Source organism: Streptomyces sp. GESEQ-35, from assembly GCF_017948485.1.
GTDB lineage: Bacteria > Actinomycetota > Actinomycetes > Streptomycetales > Streptomycetaceae > Streptomyces.
On record NZ_JAFFSX010000025.1, the window covers coordinates 21,322 to 43,914 of the forward strand.

The window sequence follows — 22,593 nt, forward strand, 5'->3', positions numbered from 1 at the left end:
GGACGGCTCGCGCTCCGGCGCCGCCTGAGGCACGGTGGAATGACGTGTGACAAGCATGTCGCCCTCGCGGAGAGGAGCACCCACATGACGGACCACACCTATCGGGTCACCGAGATCGTCGGCAGCTCGCACGAAGGCGTCGATCAGGCCGTCCGCAACGGCATCACCCGCGCCTCACAGACCCTGCGCAACCTCGACTGGTTCGAGGTGACACAGGTCCGGGGGCAACTCGAGAACGGTCAGATCGCGCACTGGCAGGTCTGCCTGAAGGTCGGCTTCCGTCTGGAGGACTCCGGCTGACACGCCGGGTCCTGAGGAAGCTCAGGTCCGCCCCTCCCGCTCCTGCGCCACCTTCAGCGCGGCGGAAGGGGCGGTCCAGCGCGCCCGTACGACGGTGAAACCGGCTCGCTCGGCGTCGGCGGGTGAGCTCCGCTTCCTGTGCGGTGCATTTGAGACAGCCTGGCACGAAGAATGGTCCGGACTATTCTTCAGCGGATCCTTTTCCGCAGGCCGTAGGGTATCGCGCACAAATGCGCGAAACGTGAATGAGCCATGCCCGGACATCAAGTCATCCAGGTGGTTGATTAGCGAAAGATCCCACTGCGATACTCCGCATCCGACCTCGTCAACACCGAGGAATGCGGTTTCACGACCCCCCACCCCCCCCCCACAATTCCCGCTCCTTCGACGTGAGTTCATTGATGCCCGAAGACTTCGCGTGGCGCGACGATGCGCCCGCATTTCACTCCCCGAACACCGCTCGCACACCATCGCAATCCATATCCGACCATCCGGACTTTCACTCACTGCGCCGCAACCAGCGACGGTTCGGCACGAAAGCCACAGTGCTGTCCGTCGGCGGATTCCTGCTGTACGTGCTGCTGTCGAGTTTCGCCCCCGCCGTGATGAATCAGCCCCTGTTCGGCCACCTCACCCTCGGCCTCGCGCTCGGCCTCGGACAGTTCGCCGTCATGGCCTTCACCGCATGGCGCTACACCCGGCACATGAGCACCCGGGTCGACCCGCTCGCCCGCGGCCTGCGGGCACAGCTGAGCCAGCAGGAGGAGCGCAGGAACCGTACGGCCGACCGGACGACGGACCGGCACCCCAGGGGGTACCGCACATGGTGACGATCTCCGTCGGCCTGATCGACAACAGCCTCCAGCTGACGTTCGTCCTGTTCCTGTCCGTCGTCGTGGTCACCCTGTTCATGGCGTTGCTGACGGCTCCGCAGCGCGACGAGATCAGCGAGTTCTACCTCGGCAACCGCACGATGTCACCGCTGATGAACGGCCTCGCCATGTGCGGGGACTACCTGTCAGCGGCGACCCTGCTGGGCAGCACGGGCCTGGTCGCCCTGAACGGGTACGACGGTCTGCTGTACCTCGGGGGCACGACCGTCGCCTGGATGATGGTGCTGCTGCTCATCGCCGAACCACTCCACCGCGCGGGCAAGTTCACCCTGGGGGACACCCTCGCCCTGCGCCTGCGCCGGCAGCAGCGACCGGTGCGGCTGGCCCTGGCGGTGTGCACCCTGGCCATCGCCACGCTCTACCTGGTCGCCCAACTCGTCGGCAGTATCGCCCTGCTGACCCAGTTCACGGGCGAACCCAGCGCCACCACACGTACGTTGTGCGTGGTCGTGATCGGCACGATCGTGATCGTGTACGCCTCCATCGGCGGTATGCCCGGAGCCACGGTCATCCAGATCATCAAGGCCGTGATGCTGGTGGCGGGCGTGACCATCACCGCGGTGATGGTGCTGAACCGCTACGACTGGAACGTCGACGCGCTGCTCACCGCGGCCGCCGACCACAGCGGGACCGGCACACGGTTCCTCGAACCCGGGCTGCGCTACGGCGGCAGCGCACGGAACAAGCTGGACTTCTTCAGCCTCGAACTGGCCATCGTCCTCGGGCTCGCGGCACTCCCCCATGTGCTGATGCGACTGCTCGCACCGCGCAAGGCGAGCGTGCTGCGCTCCTCCATCGTGTGGGCCGTGGGCCTGGTCGGCCTGGTGTGCGTGGCGGCCGGAATCCTCGGCCTCGGCGCCACCGCCATCGTCGGCCGGGACACCATCGCGAGCACCGACCACAACGGCGACGCCGCCGTCCTGCTCCTCGCCCACGCCCTGGGCGGCGGCCTCCTCGCGGCCCTTCTGTCCTGCCTGGCCTTCGTCACGCTGCTGGCCGTCGCGGCCGGGCTCACGCTCGCCGCGGCCTCGTCGCTCGCCCACGACCTGTACGCCGAGGTGATCCGCAAGGGCCAGGCAAGCCAGCAGGAGGAGTTGGCGGTCGCCCGGCTGGCCGCGGTGTTCATCGGTGTCCTCGGCATGCTGCTCGCCCTGGCCTCCTGGGGAGCGAACACCGCGACGCTGGCGTTCCTCGCCTTCGCCATCGCGGCATCGGCGATCCTGCCGACGCTCGTCTACACCCTGTTCTGGCGGGGCTTCACCGCGCGCGGCGCGCTGCTGAGCCTCTGGGGCGGTCTGCTCTGCTCCGTCGGCCTCGTCCTCGTCTCCCCCGTCGTCTCCAGCACGCCGTCCTCGCTCTACCCGTCCGCCGATTTCGCCTGGTTCCCCCTCCAGAACCCCGGCATCGTCTCCATCCCGGCCGGCTTCCTGCTCGGCTGGCTCGGCTCGCGACAGGGCCGGCGCGAGCAGGATTCCACGTACGCGGACTTCGAGGTACGGATGCTCGTGGGCACCGGCACGGAACAACACTGAGCCCCGTTTGTTAATGGGATCCATTTTCATATAGCGTCGCGGGGTGCCCGTCACGGGGCACCCCGCACCGCTCAGGAAGTAGGAGTCCCATGGCCGTCCCCAAGCGGAAGATGTCCCGCAGCAACACCCGGCACCGCCGCTCGCAGTGGAAGGCCACGCCCGCGCAGCTGGTCCCGGTCACGGTCGACGGCGTCCGTCACCTCGTACCGCAGCACCTGGTCAAGGCCTACGAGCGTGGACTGCTGCGGCCCGAAGCCTGATCGAGCGTAACGCTGGGTGACAGCGGGAATGTCACCGTCGCCCGGGCGTTGAACCTGCCATGAGCTCCCTGATCGCCTCGACCCGCTTCTCCGTGCTCGACCGGTCCCGCACCCGCGAGGGCGGCACGAACGCCGAGGCGCTGCGCGACACCGTACGGTTCGCGCGGCAGCTGGAGGAGCTCGGCTATCACCGCCTCTGGGTCTCGGAGCACCATGGTGTCCCCGGTGTCGCCGGTTCCGCGCCCACCGTGCTCGCGGCCGCTGTGGCAGGTGCCACGCGGACGATCCGGGTCGGCACGGGCGGTGTCATGCTGCCCAATCACCGGCCCCTGGTCGTGGCCGAGCAGTTCGGGGTGCTGGAGTCCCTCTTCCCGGGGCGGATCGACATGGGGCTTGGCCGGTCCGTCGGCTTCACGGACGGCGTGCGCAGGGCACTGGGGCGCGACAAGGACGACGCCGAGGACTTCGCGGCCCAACTCGAGGAGTTGCTGGGCTGGTTCACCGGTACGTCCCCGACGGGTGTGCACGCGCGTCCCGCGGAGGGCCTGACCGTGCCGCCGTTCGTGCTGGCCATGGGCGAGGGCGCCGCGATCGCCGCCCGCGCGGGTCTGCCGATGGTGATCGGCGACCTCAGGAACCGCGAGAAGATGCGGCGCGGCATCGACCACTACCGTGCCGCGTTCCGGCCGTCGGCCTGGGCGAGCGAACCGTACGTCGTCATCTCCGGCACGATCGCCGTCGCCGCCACCCCCGAGGACGCCCGGCGGCTGCTGATCCCGGAGGCCTGGTCGATGGCGTACTCACGCACCCACGGCACCTTCCCACCACTCCCGCCCGCCGAGCGCGTCGAGGCCCTCGCCATGACCGCCAAGGAGCGAGGCTTCTACGAGTCCGGGCTCACCGGGCACCTCGCCGGAACGGAGGAACAGGTCGCCCACGAACTGGAGACGGTGCTGAAGGAGACCGGCGCGCAGGAGGTCCTGGTCACCACCAGCACGTACGACCGTGCGGCACTGCTGGACTCCTACCTGCGGCTGGCCCGGATCACCTCGGGCTAGAGTCCCCTCATGCACGACCCGCACGGCCCGCAGGCCCCGCACCATCCCCACGACCCCTACGTCCGCGTCCGCGGCGCCCGCGAGCACAACCTTAAAGGTGTGGACGTCAACATCCCGCGGGACGTGTTGGCCGTGTTCACCGGCGTGTCCGGGTCCGGGAAGTCGTCGCTGGCGTTCGGGACGATCTACGCCGAGGCGCAGCGGCGCTACTTCGAGTCGGTAGCGCCGTACGCGCGTCGGCTGATCCACCAGGTCGGGGCGCCGAAGGTCGGGGAGATCACCGGACTGCCCCCGGCCGTCTCGCTCCAGCAGCGCCGCTCGGCGCCGACGTCCCGCTCGTCGGTCGGCACGGTGACGAACCTGTCGAACTCCCTGCGGATGCTGTTCTCCCGGGCCGGCGACCATCCGCCGGGGGCCGAGCGGCTCGACTCGGACTCTTTCTCCCCCAACACGGCGGCCGGGGCGTGCCCGGAGTGCCACGGGCTGGGGCAAGTGCACCGTACGAGCGAGGAGTTGCTGGTCCCCGATCCGTCGCTGTCGATCCGGGACGGCGCGATCGCCGCCTGGCCGGGTGCCTGGCAGGGAAAGAACCTGCGCGACATCCTCGACACGCTCGGGTACGACGTGGACCGGCCGTGGCGCGAACTGCCCGCGGACCAGCGTCAGTGGATCCTGTTCACCGACGAGCAGCCGGTCGTCACGGTCCATCCGGTGCGGGACGCGGACCGTATCCAACGGCCGTACCAGGGGACGTACATGAGCGCCCACCGGTATGTCATGAAAACGTTCGCGGACTCCAAGAGCGCGACGCTGCGGGCCAAGGCGGAGCGGTTCCTCGCCGCCGCGCCCTGTCCGGCCTGCGGCGGCAGCAGGCTGCGTCCGGAGGCCCTGGCCGTGACCTTCGCGGGCCGCACGATCGCGGAGTTCGCCGCGTTGCCGCTGGCGGAGCTGGCCGCGTCGCTGGAGGGGCGGTCGGAGGCGGCGCGTGTTCTCACCGCCGACCTCACGTCCCGTATCGCCCCCGTCCTGGAACTCGGCCTCGGCTACCTCAGCCTCGACCGCGCCTCGCCCACCCTCTCGGCGGGCGAGTTGCAGCGGCTGCGGCTCGCGACCCAGCTGCGGTCCGGACTGTTCGGTGTCGTGTACGTCCTCGACGAGCCGTCCGCGGGGCTGCATCCGGCGGATACAGAGGCACTGCTGACGGTGCTGGCGCGGCTCAAGGCGGCCGGCAACTCGGTGTTCGTGGTCGAGCATCACCTGGACGTGGTGCGCGGCGCCGACTGGCTCGTGGACGTGGGCCCGCGCGCCGGGGAGCACGGCGGGCAGGTGCTGCACAGCGGGCCGGTGGCGCAGCTGGCCGCCGTACCCGAGTCGGCGACGGCCCGCTTCCTGTTCGACCGCACCCCCGCAGCCGTACGTCAACTGCGCACGCCTCGGGGCCAGTTGAAGGTCGGTCCGGTCACCCGGCACAACCTGCGTGGAGTCACCGCCGAGTTCCCGCTCGGCGTCTTCACCGCGGTGACCGGTGTCTCAGGGTCCGGGAAGTCCACGCTGATCGGGGAGATCACGGAGGGGCCGACGGGTGTGGGGCGACTCGTGTCGGTCGACCAGAAGCCGATCGGCCGGACCCCGCGTTCCAATCTGGCGACCTACACCGGGCTCTTCGACGTCGTACGGAAGGTGTTCGCGGCGACCGACGAGGCGCGCGAGCGGGGCTTCGGTGTCGGGCGGTTCTCGTTCAACGTCGCGGGAGGGCGGTGCGAGACCTGTCAGGGCGAGGGGTTCGTCAGTGTCGAGCTGCTGTTCCTGCCCAGCACGTACGCCCCGTGCCCGGACTGCGCCGGCGCGCGCTACAACCCGGAGACGCTCGAAGTGACGTACCGGGGAAGGAACATCGCGCAGATCCTCGACCTCACGGTCGAGGCGGCCGCCGATTTGTTCGCGGACAACCCGGCCGTGGCGCGCAGCCTCGGCACCCTGCTCGACGTCGGGCTCGGCTATCTGCGGCTCGGCCAGCCCGCCACCGAGCTGTCCGGCGGCGAGGCCCAGCGCATCAAGCTGGCGAGCGAGCTGCAACGCGGGCAACGCGGCCACACCCTCTACCTCCTCGACGAGCCGACGACCGGACTCCACCCCGCCGACGTCGAGGTCCTGATGCGTCAACTGCACGGGCTGGTCGACGCCGGGAACTCGGTGGTCGTCGTCGAGCACGACATGTCCGTCGTCGCGGACGCGGACTGGGTGATCGACCTGGGGCCGGGCGGCGGCGACGCGGGCGGGCAGATCGTTGCAGCGGGACCACCGACCGCGGTGGCGCGGGCGGAGGGGAGCGCGACGGCTCCGTATCTCGCCCGCGCGTTGCCACCGGTCTGAGCGGGACTTGTGAAATTCGGTGCGGTACAGCGCCCCGTAAGGGGCGCGGGGAACTGCGCGACCAGCCACGACGGACCCGCAGACAACCGACGGCCCATCGCGGAGCGCAGCGCGCTCAGCTCTGCTGCGGGATCGCCAGCCCCTCCGACGCCCCTCCGCCCCGCCGCGGCTTAGGCACAGCCGCCCCGCAGGCCCGCGCCCGCGATTCCTCGGACACCACGGCGACATGGGTCCATTCCAGCTCGCCGCCCATCGGGCCGGGCTGGGCCGCCTGGGCAAGGGCTCGGCGGTCGGGGTGGCTGCCCGCCGGGATCTCGTCCCGTATCTCGACCTCGGCCACGAGTCCACGTGCCGTGACCACTCGCCACAGCGACGAGAGCAGGGAGTCCGCGCCGACGAAGGCGGGCGCGGTACTCGCCGGTCCTCCGTCGAACCGGTAGTGGACGCGGACCGGCTGGACGGGCACGCCCGCGTCGAGCGCGGACTGGAACACCGCCCGGCGGAAGTGGCCCTGCGCCCGGCCGCACCAGGTGCTGCCCTCCGGGAAGGCGACGACCGCGGCGCCGCCGCGCAGCGCTTCGGCGATACGGGCGACCGTCTCGGGCAGTGCGCGCAGCCGGTCCCGCTCGATGAACACGGCTCCGCTGGCCGCGGTGAGCCCACCCGCCACCGGCCACTTCCGGATCTCCGCCTTGGCGAGCATCCGGGCCGGGCGGACGGCGGCGAGCAGCGGGATGTCCAGCCACGAGATGTGGTTGGCGACGAGCAGCAGACCCCCGGTGGGCGCGGCCGCACCGGTGATGCGGACGCGGATACCGGCGGCCTGTACGACGGTCCGGGCCCAGTACCGGACCAGGCCGGAGCGCCGCGACGCGGGGATGCTCCCGAACACCGGCATCAGCATGATGCCGAACAGGAGCACCGCCAGCATGGCCATGATGCGCAGCACGGCGCGCGGCACGTCCGTCAGGGACCGGACGGACGTGACGCAGACCTGCGGCGAGCAGGGGGCGGCAGGCAGCCAGGCACTGCTCGGTATGACGGGGCGGGGCACGGCCGCCGCCCCCCGCTCGCGCCGCGCTCTCGGGGCCCGCCCGGCCGGCAGGACGGCCGCGCCCGGGCGGAGGCGGTGCGGCAGCCCCGTACGTATGACGTTCATCAGGCCGGGACGAGGGAGAGGAAGTGCTTCAGATAGCGCGGGTTGACCCGGCGCATCGACAGCAGCACGTACAGGTCGGCGACCCCGAAGTCCGGGTCGTGCGCGGGCTCCGCGCAGACCCAGGCGCCGAGGCGGAGGTAGCCGCGCAGCAGGGGCGGCAGCTCGGTGCGGGTGGCGGGGCGGGCCACGCCCTCCGCGCTCCAGGGCAGCAGCGGACGTACCCGGTACTCCTCCGGGGCCAGGTACTTGTCCTGCACCCGGTCCCAGGTGCCGGCCGCGATGGCCCCGCCGTCGGCGAGCGGGATGGAGCAGCAGCCGGCGAGCCACTCATGGCCGTTGTCGACCATGTATCGCGCTATGCCGGCCCAGATGAGGCCGATGACCGCGCCGTCCCGGTGGTCGGGATGGACGCAGGAGCGGCCGACCTCGACGAGGCCCGGGCGGATCGGGTCGAGGGGGGAGAGGTCGAACTCGCCCTCCGAGTACAGGCGTCCGGCGACCGCGGCGCGGTCCGGCGGCAGCAGCCGGTAGGTGCCGACGACCTGGTCGGTGATCGTGTCGCGGACCAGCAGGTGGTCGCAGTACGCGTCGAAGGCGTCGATGTCGTACCCCGGCTGCGGGGTGGACAGAAGGGCGCCCATCTCGCCGGCGAAGACGTCGTGCCGCAGTCGCTGCGCGGCCCGTACGTCGTCCTCCGTACGGGCCACGGTGACGGTGTAGCGGGTGGGCGCCGACGGCTGTGGGGGGCGGTCGAGCGTGGAAACGCCGGTCATGGCACTCTCCTGAACACGGGCCGGGGACGGCTGAGCGGCTTGCTTGGCCGGTTCAGTTCGTCCGGCCGCAACAGTTCTTCCTATGCCGGGCGTCGTGCGCGTAACCCGCGAAGGGAGAGCGGGTGTGGGCTTGTTGAATGGCAGGGGTGCCTGGCGGGACCGAACGTGAGCACCACCCCGGTCCCGCCCGTCCGCACCCTGTCGGCGAACGTTCCTTGAGCTGCGGCGTCTAGCGCCCGGCCACCTTCCGGGTCGCGCGCAGCCACTCCTTGTTCATGCTCGTGATGGACACCAGCGGGATGCCCTTTGGACACGCGGTGGCACACTCTCCGGCAAGCGTGCAGCCACCGAAGCCCTCCTCGTCCATCTGCGCGACCATGTCGAGGACGCGGGTCTCGCGCTCGGGTGCCCCCTGCGGCAGGACGTTCAGGTGATTGACCTTGGCGGAGGTGAAGAGCATCGCCGCGCCGTTCGGGCAGGCGGCCACGCAGGCGCCGCAGCCGATGCATTCGGCGTGCTCGAACGCGAAGTCGGCGTCCGGCTTGGGCACCGGCGTGGCGTGGGCCTCCGGCGCGGAGCCGGTCGGAGCGGTGACGTAGCCGCCGGACTGGATGATCCGGTCGAAGGCCGTCCGGTCCACGACCAGGTCCTTGATCACCGGGAAGGCGGAGGCCCGCCACGGCTCGATGTCGATCGTGTCGCCGTCCTGGAAGGACCGCATGTGGAGCTGACATGTGGTGGTGCGTTCGGGCCCGTGGGCGTCGCCGTTGATGACGAGCGAACAGGCACCGCAGATGCCCTCACGGCAGTCGTGGTCGAAGGCGACCGGGTCCTCATCCTTGAGGATGAGCTCCTCGTTGAGGGTGTCGAGCATCTCCAGGAAGGACATGTCGGAGGAGATTCCGTCCACCTCGTAGGTGGACATGGCGCCTTCGGCGTCGGCGTTCTGCTGCCGCCAGACGCGCAGGGTGAGCTTCATGCGTAGCTCCGCTGAGTGGGGTGGACGTACTCGAAGACCAGGTCTTCCTTGTGCAGGGCCGGGGCCTCGCCGGTCCCCGTGAACTCCCAGGCGGCCGCGTAGGTGAACTCGTCGTCCCTGCGGGCGGCTTCACCGTCGGGGGTCTGGGACTCCTCGCGGAAGTGGCCGCCGCAGGACTCGGAGCGGTGCAGCGCGTCGAGGCACATGAGCTCGGCGAGCTCGATGTAGTCGACGATCCGGTTGGCCTTCTCCAGGGACTGGTTGAACTCCTCGCCGGTTCCGGGCACCTTGATCCGTCGCCAGAACTCCTCGCGGATCTGCGGGATGCGCTCCAGGGCCTTGCGCAGTCCGGTGTCGGTGCGGGCCATGCCGCAGAACTCCCACATGAGTTCGCCGAGTTCGCGGTGGAAGGAGTCGGGGGTGCGGTCGCCGTCGACGGAGAGGAGCAGGTTGAGCCGGTCCTCGGTCTCGGCCAGCACCTCCTGTACGACGGGGTGTTCGACGGTGACGGACTCCTGGTGCGGGTTGCGCGCGAGGTAGTCGTTGATCGTCGCCGGGAGTACGAAGTAGCCGTCGGCCAGGCCCTGCATCAGCGCGGAGGCGCCGAGCCGGTTGGCGCCGTGGTCGGAGAAGTTGGCCTCGCCGATCGCGAACAGGCCGGGGACGGTGGTCTGGAGGTCGTAGTCGACCCAGAGGCCGCCCATCGTGTAGTGCACGGCGGGGTAGATCCGCATCGGCACCTCGTACGGATCCTCGTCGGTGATCCGCTGGTACATGTCGAAGAGGTTGCCGTACTTCGCCTCGACGGCCTTGCGGCCCATCCGCTCGATGGCATCGGCGAAGTCGAGATAGACGCCCTGCCCGCCGGGACCCACACCCCTGCCCTCGTCGCAGACGTTCTTCGCGGCGCGGGAGGCGATGTCACGCGGGACGAGGTTGCCGAAGGACGGGTAGATGCGCTCCAGGTAGTAGTCGCGCTCGTCCTCGGGGATGTCCGTCGGCGAACGATCGTCGCCCTGCGCCTTCGGCACCCAGATCCGGCCGTCGTTGCGCAGCGACTCGCTCATCAGCGTGAGCTTGGACTGGTGGTCGCCGGTGCGCGGGATGCAGGTGGGGTGGATCTGGGTGAAGCACGGGTTGGCGAAGTAGGCGCCGCGCCGGTGTGCCCGCCAGATCGCGGTGGCGTTGGAGTTCATGGCGTTGGTCGACAGGTAGAAGACGTTTCCGTAGCCGCCACTGGCGAGTACGACGGCGTCCGCGAAGTACGTGTCGATCCTGCCGGTGATCAGGTCCCGTGCCACGATGCCGCGCGCCCGCCCGTCGATGACGATCAGGTCGAGCATCTCGGTACGGGGGTGCATCTCGACGTTCCCCGCGGCGATCTGCCGGGACAGGGCCTGGTACGCGCCGAGCAGGAGCTGCTGGCCCGTCTGGCCGCGGGCATAGAAGGTCCTCGACACCTGGACGCCGCCGAAGGAGCGGGTGTCGAGCAGCCCGCCGTACTCCCGCGCGAACGGCACGCCCTGTGCCACGCACTGGTCGATGATCTCGACGGAGATCTGCGCGAGCCGGTGCACGTTGGACTCGCGGGCGCGGAAGTCGCCGCCCTTGACGGTGTCGTAGAACAGCCGGTGGATGGAGTCGCCGTCGTTGCGGTAGTTCTTCGCGGCGTTGATGCCGCCCTGCGCGGCGATCGAGTGGGCGCGGCGCGGGGAGTCCTGGTAGCAGAACTGGACGACGTGGTAGCCCTGTTCGGCGAGCGTGGCGCCCGCGGAGCCGCCCGCGAGTCCGGTGCCGACGACGATCACCGTGTGCTTGCGCCGGTTGGCGGGGTTGACCAGCTTGGCCTCGAAACGGCGCTTGTCCCAGCGCTCTTCGACCGGCCCGGACGGGGCCTTGGCGTCGACGAGCGGCTCGCCGGTCACGTAATCCACGTAGGAGTTCATCTCAGCTCACCACTCCGGTCATGACGCCCACGGGTACGGCGATGAAGCCCACCGTGAGCAGCAGCGCGAGAACGTTTGCGATGGTCTTCAGGGCGCGGTCGCGGGTGCGGCTGCCGACGCCGAGGGTCTGGGCAGCGCTCCAGAAGCCGTGCTGGATGTGCAGGCCGAGGGCGAGCATCGCGACGATGTAGATGACGTTGCCGTACCAGGTGGAGAAGGTGTCCACGACGTTCTGGTACGGGTGGCCCTCCTGGAAGCCGCCGGAGTGCACGGTGCCGGTCGTCAGGTCGAGGATGTGCCAGACGATGAACAGGCCGAGGATGATCCCGCCCCAGCGCATGGTGCGCGTCGCGTAGGAGGCCCGCGCCTTCCTGTGCACGTACTTGCTGGGGCGTGCCTTGATGTCGCGGCGGCTGAGCTGGTAGGCGGAGGTGGCGTGGGCGACGACGGCGACCACCAGGACGACGCGGATGAGCCAGAGCGTCCACTCGTAGTGCATGAACGGCTCGCCGACGGTGCGCAGCCAGTGCGCGTAGTGGTTGAACTCCCCGGGCCCGAAGAAGATCTTCAGGTTTCCGATCATGTGGACGACCAGATACAGCAGCATGATCAGACCGCTGACCGCCATCACGGTCTTCTTGCCGACGGAGCTGTCCCACACGGTGCGTGCCATGGACGGCCGTCGGTCCGTCCGCGTTGCCAAAGCCATAACACGAGACGCTAGAGCCGCGACCACCGATCGGTCCAAGACATGGTCCGGCTCGATTCCATAGGTGACGGCTATCGTGGCCGTATGCAGTTCCAGCAGCTCCAGTACTTCGTGGCGGTCGCCGAGACCCGCCACTTCACCCGGGCCGCCGACCTGGTCCACGTGGCGCAGCCGTCCCTCTCCCAGCAGATCAAGGCGCTGGAGCGGGAGCTCGGGGCGGATCTGTTCCTGCGGGCGCGCGGCAACATCACGCTCACCGACGCGGGCGAGGCGCTGCTGCCGCTGGCCCGCCGCATCCTGGCCGACGCGGACACCGCCCGGTACGAGGTGCAGGAGCTGGTGCAGCTGCGCAGCGGCCGGGTCCGGCTGGGCGCCACCCCGAGCCTGTGCACCGGCCTGCTGCCGGACGTGCTGCGCGCCTTCCACGACCGCTATCCCGGCATCCACCTGATGATCGAGGAGGGCGGCTCACACGATCTCGTACGGGAACTGGCGCGCGGCGCCCTCGACCTCGCCCTGGTCGTCCTGCCCCTCCCCACGCCCTCCCCCGCGCTCACCACGGTGGAGCTGCTGCGCGAGGACCTGGTCGTCGTCTCCTCGCCGGACGCCCCCAAGCCGGGCCACGGGCGACGTGCCGTACACATCTCCGACCTGGAGGGCGAACGCCTGGTGATGTTCCGGCACGGGTACGACCTGCGGGAACTGACCGTCGCCGCGTGTCGCTCCGCTGGGTTCGAGCCGGATTTCGCGGTGGAGGGCGGTGAGATGGACGCGGTGTTGGGGTTTGTGCGGGCGGGGCTGGGGCTGGCCGTCGTACCGCGTATGGTCGCCGCTCGGTCCGGGCGCGGGCTGCGGGTGACCCCGCTGGCCCGTCCCGGGCTGTCTCGCACGATCGCCCTGGCCCATCGCAGCGACGTGGCTCCGCCGCGGGCCGCAAGGGAGTTGCAGCGGATGCTGCTGGAGCGGTGACGCTCCGCTGGTGGTGCCGCTGTGTGTCGTCGGTCCGCTGCGGCGCCATCGTGGCTGGTCGCGCAGTTCCCCGCGCCCCTTCGGGGCGCTCCTTCCTAGGCCGGGACTGCCGGCTTGAGCACCTCCTCGCACCACTGGCGGAACGAGGTGGGTGCCTCTTCAGGCGTGGTCGGTACGGTGGCGCCGTAGAGGCCCTGGGTGTTCTGGGCGTCCGTCATGTCGGCCACGCCCTGCGCCCAGGCCTCGGTCGCGCCGAAGCGCAGCAGGGTTTCCTTGAGTTCCGCGCTGCTGATCGGCTGGACGCGCACCGGGCGGTGCAGTATCTCGGAGATGACCTGTGCCATGCCCTCGGGGGTCAGGTCGTCGGGGCCGACGAGCGGGATGTCGTTCTGCCCGGTCCAGGAGGTGTCGAGCAGCAGCCGGGCCGCCGTGGCGGCGATGTCGCGGTCGGCGCAGGTGCGCAGGATGCGGTCAGGGGCCAGCGCCATGCGCACAACGCCGGCAGTGGCGATCGACTCGGTCTGGCGCAGGAAGTTCTCCATCAGGGCCGGGGGACACAGCGCCCGGTAGTGCACGCCCGTGGCCCTGATCGCCTCCTCCATGGCGATGGAGGCCGATATCAGCCCGGCGTTCCTCGCGATGCCGCGGCCCAGGGTGGAGACGGCGACGACCCGCTCGATGCCCTGTTGCCCGATCACCTCGCACAGCGGCTCGGTGAATGCACGGAAGTGGCCCTCGACGCTGTCGGTCGTGGGCGTCGGGGGCACCAGCCAGAACACGCGGTCGGCCCCCGCGCACGCCTCCTTCAGCACGGCGGGGTCGGCGTGGGATCCCGTGACGACCTCTACGTGTGCACGCGCTCGCGGGGAGAGGCGGTCCGGATCACGGGCGATCACCCGGATTCCCGGGGCACCGTCCGGGGCGTCGAGGAGACGGTCGAGGACCTCGCGGCCGATCTGGCCGGTCGGGGTGGTGAGAACGATCATGAAAAGCTCCAAGAGAGGCACTTCACTGGGTGCCGTCGAGCGTGCTGGGTGGCGCCCGCGAACTGAAGGATCGATCGGCTCGCGCTTGTTACCTTGAGGGCAATACCGAAGCCAGGGAGAGCCCTTGGAGTCCCGTCCGCTGCGCTATTTCGTCGCCGTCGCCGAGGAGCTCAACTTCGCCCGCGCCGCCGAGCGGTTGGGCATCTCCCCGCCGCCCCTCTCCCGCGCCATCCGCCAGTTGGAGACGGACCTGGGCGTCACCCTCTTCGAGCGGACCACCCACCGTGTGGCCCTCACACCGGCCGGCACAGTGCTCCTCGACGAGGCACGGGACGCCCTGGACTCCCTGGAGGCCGCCGGACGCCGGGCACAGCGCGCGGCCGCCCCGGAGCCCAAGCTGATCCTGGCCGTCAAGGCCGACGGGGACGGAGGGCTGCTGGAGCCGATTCTGGCGCGCTTCGGTTCCGAGCAGGCGGCCGTACCGGTCTCGGTCCAGCTGTGCGGCTGGCTCGAACAGCCTCGGCTGCTGCGCCTGGGCGAAGCCGACGCGGCCCTGATCTACGAACCGTTCGACCGCACCGGCCTGGACAGCGAGCCGCTGGCCACCGAGCCACGGGTCGCGGCCCTCGCCACCACCCATCCGCTCGCCGACCGGGACCGCCTGGCCCTCGCCGACCTCGGCCTGGACTCCGGCACCGTGCACCAGTTCCTGAGCGAGATCCGCGGCAGGGGCCGCGACCTCGCCCAACTGCTCACGCTCGCAGGACTGGGCGAGGTCGTCCCGCTGCTGCCCGCCTCCGTCGCCGACCGCTATCCGCGCCCCGGGGTCGTCTACCGGCCGGTCACGGACGCACCGCCCGCCGTTCTCGTCATCGCCTGGCCGCAGCAGTCACGTTCGAGGGCCACGGCGGCACTCGTCCGGGCCGCCACGAGCGTGGCCGAGGGAGACCGGCGCTGAGGTCCCCCACGGCCGCCGCCCCGGCTCACCCCGTCGCGTCCACCAACGCCAGCTCGTGCAACCGCTCCGGTGGGCCCGGGCGGGCGTAGTACCACCCCTGTGCCGTGTCGCAGCCCAGTATCCGCAGCTGTTCGGCCTGCGCGCCCGTCTCCACGCCCTCCACCGTCACCGAGAGGTTCAGGCCGTGGGCGAGAGAAACGATCCCCTCGACGATCTTGAGGTCGACGGGATCCGCCGGGAAGCGCTGCATGCTCTGGGTGAAGGACCGGTCCAGCTTGAGGATGCTCACCGGCAGCCGGCGCAGGTTGGCGAGGTTCGAGTAACCGGTACCGAAGTCGTCCAGGGCGATGTCGACGCCCATTTCGGCCAGCCGGCGCAGCGGCTTGAGCAGGTCGTCGTCGGCGCCGATCAGCGCCGACTCGGTCACCTCCAGGCACAGCGCGTCCGGCGCGACGCCCGCGCGCTCCAGGATGTCGACGGTGTCCTGGACGAGCCCGGGGTGGGTCAGCTGGCAGGGCGAGAGATTCACGTTGATGCGCAGCGGGCCACCGGCTCCGGTCGCGCCGTACCGTTCCCGCCACTCGCGGGCCTGGCGCACCGACTGCTCCAGCACCCACCGCCCCAGCGGAACGATCAGCCCCGTGTGCTCGGCGAGCGGGATGAACCGGTCGGGGCCGAGCACGCCGTGCTGCGGATGCAGCCAGCGCACCAGGGCCTCGGCGCCACGGACACTGCCGTCGCCGAGGTGGACCAGCGGCTGGTACTCGATGAAGAACTCGCCGCGGTCCAGGGCCGTCGGCAGCGCCGTGGTGAGTCCGTGCCGGGTGATGGCGCGGGCGTCGGCCTCGGCGTCGGCCAGCTCGAAGCGGTTGCCGCCCGCCGACTTGGCCCGGTACATGGTGATGTCCGCGCTGCGCAGCACCTCGGCCGCGCTCCGCTCCCCCGCCGGCCCCTCGACGATGCCGATGCTGCCGCGCACGGTCAGCTCACGGCCGTCGACGCTGACCGGGGCGACCAGCGCGTTCATGATGCGCCCGGCGAGCTCGTCGACCTCGCGCTCGGTGTCCGGGCCGATGGTCAGCGCCACGAACTCGTCGCCGCCGAGCCGGGCGACCATCTCGCCCGGCGCGGTCGCGCAGGACTGTAGCCGGTCGGCGACCTCGACGAGCAGCCGGTCGCCCGCCGCGTGACCGAGGCTGTCGTTGATGGTCTTGAAACCGTCGAGGTCGAGATAGCACAGACCGAAGCGCTGGCCCTCGCCCGCGCCGCCCAGCGCCTTCTCCAACCGCTCGAAGAACAGCGTGCGGTTGGGCAGTCCGGTCAGGGCGTCGTGCGTCGCCTCGTAGCGCAGCCGGAGGTTCAGCAGCCGCCGCTCGGTGGTGTCCTCCATGAGGGCGAGCTGGTACTCGGGGTTGCCGTCCGGGTCGCGGAGCAGCGAGACCGTCAGATTGGTCCACAGGACCGTTCCGTCGGGGCGGTAGAACGCCTTCTCCACGTGGTAGTGCTCGCGCTGGCCACTCACGAGTTCCTCGTACAGCCGCCAGACCTGGGGCGCGTCCTCAGGGTGGGTCCACTCCATGACGTTGCGGGTGCGCACCGTCTGTTCGGCGCCGCCGAACATGCGCACCAACGCCCCGTTGACCTGAAGTATGTTGCCCTCCAGGTCGGCGATGCCGATCCCTATGGCGGCGCCCTCGAAGACCGCGCGGAAGCGGGCCTCGGTCGCGTGCAGGGCCTGCGCGACCACGCCCTGCGCCTTCAGGGCGGCCGAGGAGATCGCTTCCTGCTCGGTGAGGGTCCGCTCGCGCAGCGCCGCGGCGAACCCGGCGGCCATCCCGTGCTGCAACCGCGAGGCACGCGCCCGCAGTTGCTCCTTGGGGCCGTCCTCGCCGCAGTAGAGCACCAGGTAGGCGTCCACGCAGTCCAAGGTGCGGCTGAGCACCTCCGGGTCGGTGCAGTGCACGGCGACCAGCGTGGCGCCCACCGCCCTCGCCTCGTCCGCGTCGAAGACCCTGGCCCGCAGTGCCTCGCTCAACCGCCGGGCCAGCGGCAGCAGTTGCTCCTCGAGCTCGGGCCGGGTCAGCGACGTGGAGGTCACCGGGAACACCGCCCGGCTCCAGATCGTCGCGAACCTGCGCAGTCTGTCCTCCGGCCCGTCCGGCTCCGCGCTCACGCGGTGCGCCCCACGCCGGCGAAACCGGAGAAGGCATACGGATCCTCGTCCTCCGGCGCGGTGTCCGGCCGCCAGCGCGGCATAGGCACCAGTCCGGGTTCCACCATGTCGTACCCCTCGAAGAACCGCGCGATCTCGTCGCGCGAGCGCATGATCAGCGGGTTGCGAATGTCCTTGTATACGCCCACCGTGCCCTCGGCCCGCTCCGGCGGAAGAGGGATTCCCTCGTACGAGGCATGTGTGAGGATCAGCAGGCTGCCGGGCGGAAGCGCGTCGCGCAGCTCGGCCACCGCTCCGTACGGGTCGTCCTCGTCTTCCACGAAGTGCAGTATGGCAACGAGAAGCAGCGCCACTGGGCGGTTCAGGTCGATCAGCCGCTGTACTTCCGCAGCGGCAAGGATCTCCTGGGGCTTGCGGAGGTCGGCCGCGACCACGCCGGTGCCGGTGTTGCCCTCGAGCACCGCCTGACCGTGCGCCACGGCCACCGGGTCGTGGTCGACGTACACGACCTGCGCACCCGGGCTCGCCGCCTGGGCCACCTCGTGGACGTTGCCGAAGGTCGGGATGCCGGAGCCGATGTCCAGGAACTGGGTGATGCCCTCATCCAGGGCGAAGCGCACCGCACGACGCATGAACGCCCTGTTCGCCTGCATGATTTTGGGAAGCCCCGGCATGAACTCCATGGCCCTGCGGGCCGCCTCGCGGTCGATCTCGAAGTTGTGCGAACCGCCCAGGTAGAAGTCGTAGATCCGGGACACGCTCGGCACCGAGATGTCGATGCCACGTGGGGCCCAGGCGGGACGCTCCATCAATCTCTCCAAGGCGTAGGCGATCCGGTGTTCGAGCTGAGGCTACTGATCGCCCGCCAAAGGAGCGAGCCGAAACGGAAATTGACCGTCCGTTCCCGGTCACTGCCTGCGGCACGTGCCGAATTGATGCCCTGTACTGCGCCTACGAAAAGTATCCGAGGCATTCCGGAGAGTTCCCAAGAGCTGCGACGCATGGTGAAGAGTCACGAAGAGTGTGAAGAGATGTGGTGAATCGCCACAAAACCGGTCCGCCCCCTCCGTTCGGTGCGGAGGGGGCGGAACCGGGGTTCGCGGCGGAAGCCGGAAGGCCGTGCTCAGCCCTTCACGGCCTTTCCGTCGGGCGCAACGGCGTACCAAGTACCGCCTACACCCTGGCCGTTGGTGTCACCGGGCTTCTTGTCGCCGGCGAAGGTGTAGATCGGCACACAGTCGATGGTCTGCTGCTTCAGTCCGTCGGGCCGGTCGAAGACCACGTAACCCTGACCCGTGGGACCGGACCCCTTCAGATCGATGCCCTTGGTGTCCGCGGCGTCGACCGGCTTGATGACCGGCCACTTCTCCAGACACGCGTCGGTGCACGCCGTCTTCATCGGCCAGGGCGAGTCCTTCAGGAAGCGGTAGACCGTGTGGCCGTTCTTGTCGACCACGATCTCGCCCAGGGTGGGGTCCTCACGGGTGGACAGCCCCGGCAGGTCGGCCTGCTCGGCCTCACCGCCCTCCGCGGCCTCACCGCCCTGCTGGGCCTTCTTGCCGTCGGCCGCCAGCGCGTACCACTTGCCGCCCACGCCCTGGCCCTTGACGTCGCCGGCCGTGGTGTCCTTCGCGTACCGGTACGCCGGCCAGCCGCCGACGGTCAGCTGCTTGGTGCCGTCGGCGCGGGTGACCTCGCCGAGCAGCGCCTTGTCGATGCCCGCGCCGGCTGTGGCGTCGCCCGCCGGAACCGGCGGCCAGGTGGTGGCGCAGTCGCCGTCGCAGTTCGACTTCGGCGGCTCGGCGGTGTCCTGGTCGAATCGGTACAGGGTCATGCCCGCGCCGTCGGTCACCATGTTGCCGACCTCCGCGTTGGCGGAGACGGCCAACTGACCTGCGGCACTGGCCTGGTTCGCGTTGCTCTGCTCGTTCTGGGCGCCGGTTCCGAGGCCGGTGCCGGCGGTTCCGTAGTCACCGGCCGCGGCCGTGGCACCCACGTTCTGACTGCTGGACGGCGCGCTTTCCTGACCGCACGCCGTCGTCAGCGCCAGCACAGCCGCAGCGCTCGCCACGAGTGAGGCGCTCCGCCAGGAGGTCTTCATCTTCAACTCCCAGATCATCGCAAGGATGTTGCAGCGCTCTGCTGCGCCGCGCACGGTCCTAGGTACGAACGGTGACGGTCGTTGTGTTCAACCGCCTCGCGGATTTCTTTCCGAAACCTGTGCCACACCCCGCCCGCGACCTGTGACACTGCCGCGCCGTCGCTCGCATGAGCGTGCGGATCACCGGACATGCGAGCGTGGGCTGATCAAACCGGTCAACCCGGCCTGTCCCTCCTTCGGGGCAATCCCCGGGCGCTCTGGCGTGCACCGGGTGCGCAAGGGCCCATGATCTTGGTCGTGCATGGACCCGAACCGACTCAAGGCGCCGTTGCCGTACGGGTGTTGTCCCTGGTCACGCTGGCATGGCTGCTCGTCGGCGCCCCGGCGGGCACGGCGGTCGCCGACACCTGCGCGTACGCCTCGACGGGCCCGGGCGGCGCGGAGGCGGTGGCAGTCGTGGGCAGCGCCACGTGGCCCACCCCCCCGTCGTGCCCGACGCCCACGCCTACGCCGTCTCCCACGCCGACGCCGACACCAACGCCGACCCCGACACCGAAGCCGCCGAAGCCCACGCCCACCCCTGCTCCGAAGCCACCTCCGAAGCCGCGGCCGCCTGCCCCCGAACCGCCGCCCGCACCTCCGCCGCCGGCTCCGCGGCCCGCGGCCCCGCGCCCGCAGCCGACACCCCCGCCCACACCCACACCCACACCCACACCGACGCCGTCGGCCAAGCCGACCCCGCGTGCGTCCGTAACCCCGGTGAGCTATCCGGAGTACCACACGGCGCCGCACAGGCGGCCGACGCACAGTGCTCCGTCGCCGCTCACCTTCGTCCTGCTCATCACCGTGCCCGCGGCTGTCGCCGTCGCCGCGCTGCGTCCGCGCTGATCCCTGGAGGCATCTCTTGCCGGAATGGCTTGTTCTCACCTTCGCGATGCTGGCCGTCTGCGCCGTGGTGGTGATCATCACCGTCGTTCGCCACAACACCGCGGCGGTTGACGAGGATCCCAACGAGACTCCCGACGTCATCGAGTACATGACGATGTGGATCGGCGTGGTGTACGCCATCGTCCTGGGCCTGGCCATCGCGGGCGTCTGGGAGGGGCGCAGCGCCGCGCAGGACCACGTCCAGGCCGAGGCGGTCGCCCTGCACGAGATCTCGGAACGCGTCCGGGTCTATCCCCCAGACGTCCGTAACCGCATTCGGGACGATGTCAACACCTATGTCGGACACGTCGTGACCACCGAGTGGAAGGAGATGTCCGACGACGGCAAGGTCACCGAGCGCGGCACCGAGCTCCTCGACCGCATCCGCCGGGACGTCACCGACTACGAGCCGAAGACGGACTTCGAGGCCCAGGCCTACCAGCCGCTCGTCGACCAGGTCACCGCGGCGGACCAGGCGCGCAGCGCCCGCGCCAGCTCGACCGGGGAGACGATGCCGGGCGTGGTGTGGTTCGGGCTGATCGCCGGGGCCGTGGTCACGATCGGGATGATCTTCGCCCTACAGATCCGGCGCACGGCACGCGAGCTGATCCTCGCCGGGCTGTTCTCGGCGCTGATCGCCTTCCTGCTCTTCCTCATCTGGGACTTCGACGCGCCCTACAGCCGGGGTGTCACGGCGTCCGCCGATCCGTTCCTGGACCTCTTCCCGAACGTCGACGGCTGACGAGCCGCCACCCGGCAGCCCCTCGGGGGGCGGTCGCCACGCCGCGGCTGTCCCCCGACCGCAGGAACGCCGTCCCCTGTGCGGCCCACACGATTACCCCATTCGCGCGACAGCGATCGCGCCGCCGCATACACCTTCCTAGCGTTTCGATCGTCGAGGTGCATTTCCGGCGCAAGCGGAAAAGGTCCGCAGCTGCTCCTCGGGGACCGGAGGTTCCACCATGCACGCGATACGCGTCGCTTCGGCCGCATTGCTGGGCGCCACCGCCCTGGCTCTGGCCGCTCCCGCAGCCCACGCCCGCGGTGACGAGTACACCGGCTTCCGGGCCAGCGTGGCACCGACGAGCATCGCGGCCGGCGGGCAGGTGAGCCTGCGCGTCATCGGCTGCGACCAGGACGTGTACGTGTCCTCGGGGGTCTTCGACACGGTGACGATCCGAAGAGGCCAGACGTCGGCAACGGCCGCGGTCGACTGGGACGCGAAAGAGGGCGCCGTGTACTCGGTGAAGTTCAGCTGCGGCACCTTCTGGCAGGAAGTGGACCTCACCATCGCCGGTGGCCGCCCGAGCCACCCGCCGCGGGGCGTGCACGCCGGTGAGGGCGGCAGTGTCGCCGGGTTCGACCTCCAGGAGATCGGGCTGGGCCTCGCGCTCATCGCGGGCTCGGTCGGAGCGGCGTACCACTTCTCACGACGTCGCACGGGCGAGGACGGCGCCTGACCGCATCCCACCCGCACAGGCCTTCGCCCCGGATCCCGAGAAGGGACCGGGGCGAAGGCCTGCGGGTGCGATCGGAACGCCGGGGAGATTGGGTCAGATCTCCTTACGGCGGTTCAGATCTGCTTCTCTGACCGGCGGCGCATCCAGAACACCCCGCCGCCGATGACGGCCGCGGCCACCAGCCCGCCGCCGATGACCATGTCGGTCGGCGTCGCTCCGATGGAGCTGCTGCCGCCGATACCGCCGCGCACACCGCCGATGACGGTGAAGGCGTTCGGCCTGGTGAGGGTGGAGCCGGAGCAGTTGACGGTGATGTCGTACGAGCCGGGACGCGCATTGCTGTCGATGGTCGCGGAACCCCTCGACGTGTCGTTGGCGCCTCTGATCGGTACGAGCCTCGCTCTCGGGAAGGCACGGGACGTCATGGTGCCGCCATTGGGGCAGCCATCGACCGTGACCGTCAGGTGACCGCCTCGGGGGATGACGCTGGGCAGCGCGACGATATTGCTCGGGAAGAAGCGGCCATTACCACCGTGACCACCGTGGCCGCCGTGGCCGCCGTGGCCGCCGCCATTGCCGCCGAACCCACCGCCATTCCCGCCGAAGCCACCGCCGTTGCCGCCGAAGCCACCGCCATTCCCGCCGAACCCACCGCCGTGATCGCGTCCGTCTCCGCCGAAGCCATTGCCGGGATCGCGGCCGTCTCCGCCGAAGCCACCGCCAAGATCGCCACCATTGCCGCCGAACCCGCCGCTGCTGTCGCCGCCGCTGGGGTCGTTCATGCCGTCCCAGGCGATGGCCGTGGGAGCGGCGAGCCCGAGGACGGCGACCGCGGCGACCGAGGCCGCCAGGGCACGAGTAGTACGCATGTGATCCTCCGCGGAAGACGCCCCGGGACCCGTCCCCGGTCGATCGGCGAGAAAGCGCCTCCCAGATAGACCCTCAGTTGCTGTGCACGTGCCCGCATTTCGAGAATGGTCCGTCCTGGTGAGAAGACACGCCGAAGGAAAACCACACAATCGGATATTGTCGCAGGT

The 22,593-nt window shown here is 70.2% G+C and carries 21 protein-coding genes and 1 pseudogene; 11 read left to right on the forward strand and 11 right to left on the reverse strand.

Annotated elements, in window-relative coordinates:
- Positions 1-84: 84 nt before the first annotated feature.
- The 6 genes from KCH87_RS36140 to KCH87_RS36165 all read left to right on the forward strand — a co-directional run bounded on the left by KCH87_RS36140 (position 85) and on the right by KCH87_RS36165 (position 6,416).
- Positions 85-300, forward strand: a complete 216-nt coding sequence (locus KCH87_RS36140; RefSeq protein WP_210592086.1) for a dodecin — start codon at positions 85-87, stop codon at positions 298-300.
- Positions 301-701: 401 nt separating this feature from the next.
- On the forward strand, positions 702-1,130 hold the full coding sequence (locus tag KCH87_RS36145; RefSeq protein WP_210592087.1) for a DUF485 domain-containing protein: 429 nt from the start codon (positions 702-704) through the stop codon (positions 1,128-1,130).
- Complete coding sequence (locus KCH87_RS36150) at positions 1,124-2,725, forward strand: cation acetate symporter (protein ID WP_210592088.1); 1,602 nt, start codon at positions 1,124-1,126, stop codon at positions 2,723-2,725. The genes KCH87_RS36145 and KCH87_RS36150 overlap by 7 nt, the downstream gene beginning before the upstream one ends.
- A gap of 89 nt (positions 2,726-2,814) precedes the next feature.
- Positions 2,815-2,985: a 50S ribosomal protein L32 gene (gene rpmF / locus KCH87_RS36155; protein ID WP_210592089.1), complete on the forward strand. Its 171-nt coding sequence runs from the start codon at positions 2,815-2,817 to the stop codon at positions 2,983-2,985.
- A 59-nt stretch (positions 2,986-3,044) separates the two neighbouring features.
- A complete protein-coding gene (locus KCH87_RS36160; RefSeq protein ID WP_210592090.1) occupies positions 3,045-4,043 on the forward strand; it encodes an LLM class flavin-dependent oxidoreductase in 999 nt (332 codons plus the stop codon).
- Between the two features lie 9 nt (positions 4,044-4,052).
- A complete protein-coding gene (locus tag KCH87_RS36165; protein ID WP_210592091.1) occupies positions 4,053-6,416 on the forward strand; it encodes an excinuclease ABC subunit UvrA in 2,364 nt (787 codons plus the stop codon).
- A gap of 115 nt (positions 6,417-6,531) precedes the next feature.
- On the opposite strand, the gene KCH87_RS36170 is transcribed toward KCH87_RS36165, so the two are convergent.
- From KCH87_RS36170 to KCH87_RS36190, 5 genes are all read right to left on the reverse strand, one after another.
- Positions 6,532-7,575: a 1-acyl-sn-glycerol-3-phosphate acyltransferase gene (locus tag KCH87_RS36170; RefSeq protein ID WP_210592092.1), complete on the reverse strand. Its 1,044-nt coding sequence runs from the start codon at positions 7,573-7,575 to the stop codon at positions 6,532-6,534.
- A complete protein-coding gene (locus KCH87_RS36175) occupies positions 7,575-8,348 on the reverse strand; it encodes a GNAT family N-acetyltransferase (RefSeq protein ID WP_210592093.1) in 774 nt (257 codons plus the stop codon). Before KCH87_RS36175 ends, KCH87_RS36170 begins: the two co-directional genes overlap by 1 nt.
- A 229-nt stretch (positions 8,349-8,577) precedes the next feature.
- The gene (locus KCH87_RS36180; RefSeq protein WP_210592094.1) at positions 8,578-9,327 is read right to left on the reverse strand and encodes a succinate dehydrogenase/fumarate reductase iron-sulfur subunit; all 750 of its coding nucleotides are present in this window, start codon (positions 9,325-9,327) and stop codon (positions 8,578-8,580) included.
- Positions 9,324-11,273, reverse strand: a complete 1,950-nt coding sequence (locus KCH87_RS36185; protein ID WP_210592095.1) for a fumarate reductase/succinate dehydrogenase flavoprotein subunit — start codon at positions 11,271-11,273, stop codon at positions 9,324-9,326. Before KCH87_RS36185 ends, KCH87_RS36180 begins: the two co-directional genes overlap by 4 nt.
- Position 11,274: 1 nt before the next feature.
- On the reverse strand, positions 11,275-11,946 hold the full coding sequence (locus KCH87_RS36190; RefSeq protein ID WP_210592096.1) for a succinate dehydrogenase: 672 nt from the start codon (positions 11,944-11,946) through the stop codon (positions 11,275-11,277).
- A gap of 120 nt (positions 11,947-12,066) precedes the next feature.
- On the opposite strand from KCH87_RS36190, the gene KCH87_RS36195 reads away from it, so the two are divergent.
- Positions 12,067-12,951 carry a LysR family transcriptional regulator gene (locus KCH87_RS36195; RefSeq protein ID WP_210592097.1) on the forward strand — a complete coding sequence of 295 codons (885 nt, stop codon included), beginning with the start codon at positions 12,067-12,069 and terminating at the stop codon, positions 12,949-12,951.
- Positions 12,952-13,046: 95 nt separating this feature from the next.
- Here the strand turns inward: KCH87_RS36195 and KCH87_RS36200 are convergent, their stop codons facing one another.
- Positions 13,047-13,937 (reverse strand): NAD(P)H-binding protein, encoded by an 891-nt coding sequence (locus KCH87_RS36200; protein ID WP_210592098.1) that lies wholly within the window; start codon positions 13,935-13,937, stop codon positions 13,047-13,049.
- Positions 13,938-14,061: 124 nt separating this feature from the next.
- Here KCH87_RS36200 and KCH87_RS36205 point away from each other — a divergent pair, with 124 nt between their 5' ends.
- The gene (locus tag KCH87_RS36205) at positions 14,062-14,895 is read left to right on the forward strand and encodes a LysR family transcriptional regulator (protein WP_210592099.1); all 834 of its coding nucleotides are present in this window, start codon (positions 14,062-14,064) and stop codon (positions 14,893-14,895) included.
- A 25-nt stretch (positions 14,896-14,920) separates the two neighbouring features.
- Here the strand turns inward: KCH87_RS36205 and KCH87_RS36210 are convergent, their stop codons facing one another.
- The 4 genes from KCH87_RS36210 to KCH87_RS36225 all read right to left on the reverse strand — a co-directional run bounded on the left by KCH87_RS36210 (position 14,921) and on the right by KCH87_RS36225 (position 19,900).
- Positions 14,921-17,068 (reverse strand): bifunctional diguanylate cyclase/phosphodiesterase, encoded by a 2,148-nt coding sequence (locus tag KCH87_RS36210; RefSeq protein ID WP_210592100.1) that lies wholly within the window; start codon positions 17,066-17,068, stop codon positions 14,921-14,923.
- On the reverse strand, positions 17,065-17,877 hold the full coding sequence (locus KCH87_RS36215; protein WP_210592101.1) for an SAM-dependent methyltransferase: 813 nt from the start codon (positions 17,875-17,877) through the stop codon (positions 17,065-17,067). The genes KCH87_RS36210 and KCH87_RS36215 overlap by 4 nt, the downstream gene beginning before the upstream one ends.
- Before the next feature lie 314 nt (positions 17,878-18,191).
- Positions 18,192-19,169, reverse strand: coding sequence for an SCO0930 family lipoprotein (locus KCH87_RS36220; RefSeq protein ID WP_210592180.1), 978 nt, complete (start codon positions 19,167-19,169; stop codon positions 18,192-18,194).
- Positions 19,170-19,486: 317 nt separating this feature from the next.
- Positions 19,487-19,900 (reverse strand): hypothetical protein, encoded by a 414-nt coding sequence (locus KCH87_RS36225; protein ID WP_210592102.1) that lies wholly within the window; start codon positions 19,898-19,900, stop codon positions 19,487-19,489.
- A gap of 28 nt (positions 19,901-19,928) precedes the next feature.
- Between KCH87_RS36225 and KCH87_RS50210 the strand changes: the two genes are divergently transcribed.
- The 3 genes from KCH87_RS50210 to KCH87_RS36235 all read left to right on the forward strand — a co-directional run bounded on the left by KCH87_RS50210 (position 19,929) and on the right by KCH87_RS36235 (position 21,556).
- Positions 19,929-20,057: a hypothetical protein gene (locus KCH87_RS50210; RefSeq protein WP_282613038.1), complete on the forward strand. Its 129-nt coding sequence runs from the start codon at positions 19,929-19,931 to the stop codon at positions 20,055-20,057.
- A 16-nt stretch (positions 20,058-20,073) separates the two neighbouring features.
- Positions 20,074-20,838 (forward strand): DUF4239 domain-containing protein, encoded by a 765-nt coding sequence (locus KCH87_RS36230; protein ID WP_210592103.1) that lies wholly within the window; start codon positions 20,074-20,076, stop codon positions 20,836-20,838.
- Between the two features lie 220 nt (positions 20,839-21,058).
- Entirely contained in the window at positions 21,059-21,556 is a 498-nt protein-coding gene (locus KCH87_RS36235) for a hypothetical protein (RefSeq protein ID WP_210592104.1), read from the forward strand.
- A gap of 113 nt (positions 21,557-21,669) precedes the next feature.
- On the opposite strand, the pseudogene KCH87_RS50535 reads toward KCH87_RS36235, so the two are convergent.
- A pseudogene (locus KCH87_RS50535) lies at positions 21,670-22,193 on the reverse strand (hypothetical protein).
- Between the last annotated feature and the right edge of the window lie 400 nt (positions 22,194-22,593).

Coding starts and splice junctions, on each gene's coding strand:
- KCH87_RS36145 (WP_210592087.1), top strand. CDS start 702: ATGCCCGAAGACTTCGCGTGGCGCGACGATGCGCCCGCATTTCACTCC.
- KCH87_RS36185 (WP_210592095.1), bottom strand. CDS start 11,273: ATGAACTCCTACGTGGATTACGTGACCGGCGAGCCGCTCGTCGACGCC.
- KCH87_RS36160 (WP_210592090.1), top strand. CDS start 3,045: ATGAGCTCCCTGATCGCCTCGACCCGCTTCTCCGTGCTCGACCGGTCC.
- KCH87_RS36170 (WP_210592092.1), bottom strand. CDS start 7,575: ATGAACGTCATACGTACGGGGCTGCCGCACCGCCTCCGCCCGGGCGCG.
- KCH87_RS36150 (WP_210592088.1), top strand. CDS start 1,124: ATGGTGACGATCTCCGTCGGCCTGATCGACAACAGCCTCCAGCTGACG.
- rpmF (WP_210592089.1), top strand. CDS start 2,815: ATGGCCGTCCCCAAGCGGAAGATGTCCCGCAGCAACACCCGGCACCGC.
- KCH87_RS36165 (WP_210592091.1), top strand. CDS start 4,053: ATGCACGACCCGCACGGCCCGCAGGCCCCGCACCATCCCCACGACCCC.
- KCH87_RS36140 (WP_210592086.1), top strand. CDS start 85: ATGACGGACCACACCTATCGGGTCACCGAGATCGTCGGCAGCTCGCAC.
- KCH87_RS36215 (WP_210592101.1), bottom strand. CDS start 17,877: ATGGAGCGTCCCGCCTGGGCCCCACGTGGCATCGACATCTCGGTGCCG.
- KCH87_RS36180 (WP_210592094.1), bottom strand. CDS start 9,327: ATGAAGCTCACCCTGCGCGTCTGGCGGCAGCAGAACGCCGACGCCGAA.
- KCH87_RS36175 (WP_210592093.1), bottom strand. CDS start 8,348: ATGACCGGCGTTTCCACGCTCGACCGCCCCCCACAGCCGTCGGCGCCC.
- KCH87_RS36220 (WP_210592180.1), bottom strand. CDS start 19,169: ATGAAGACCTCCTGGCGGAGCGCCTCACTCGTGGCGAGCGCTGCGGCT.
- KCH87_RS36195 (WP_210592097.1), top strand. CDS start 12,067: ATGCAGTTCCAGCAGCTCCAGTACTTCGTGGCGGTCGCCGAGACCCGC.
- KCH87_RS36200 (WP_210592098.1), bottom strand. CDS start 13,937: ATGATCGTTCTCACCACCCCGACCGGCCAGATCGGCCGCGAGGTCCTC.
- KCH87_RS36235 (WP_210592104.1), top strand. CDS start 21,059: ATGCACGCGATACGCGTCGCTTCGGCCGCATTGCTGGGCGCCACCGCC.
- KCH87_RS36190 (WP_210592096.1), bottom strand. CDS start 11,946: ATGGCACGCACCGTGTGGGACAGCTCCGTCGGCAAGAAGACCGTGATG.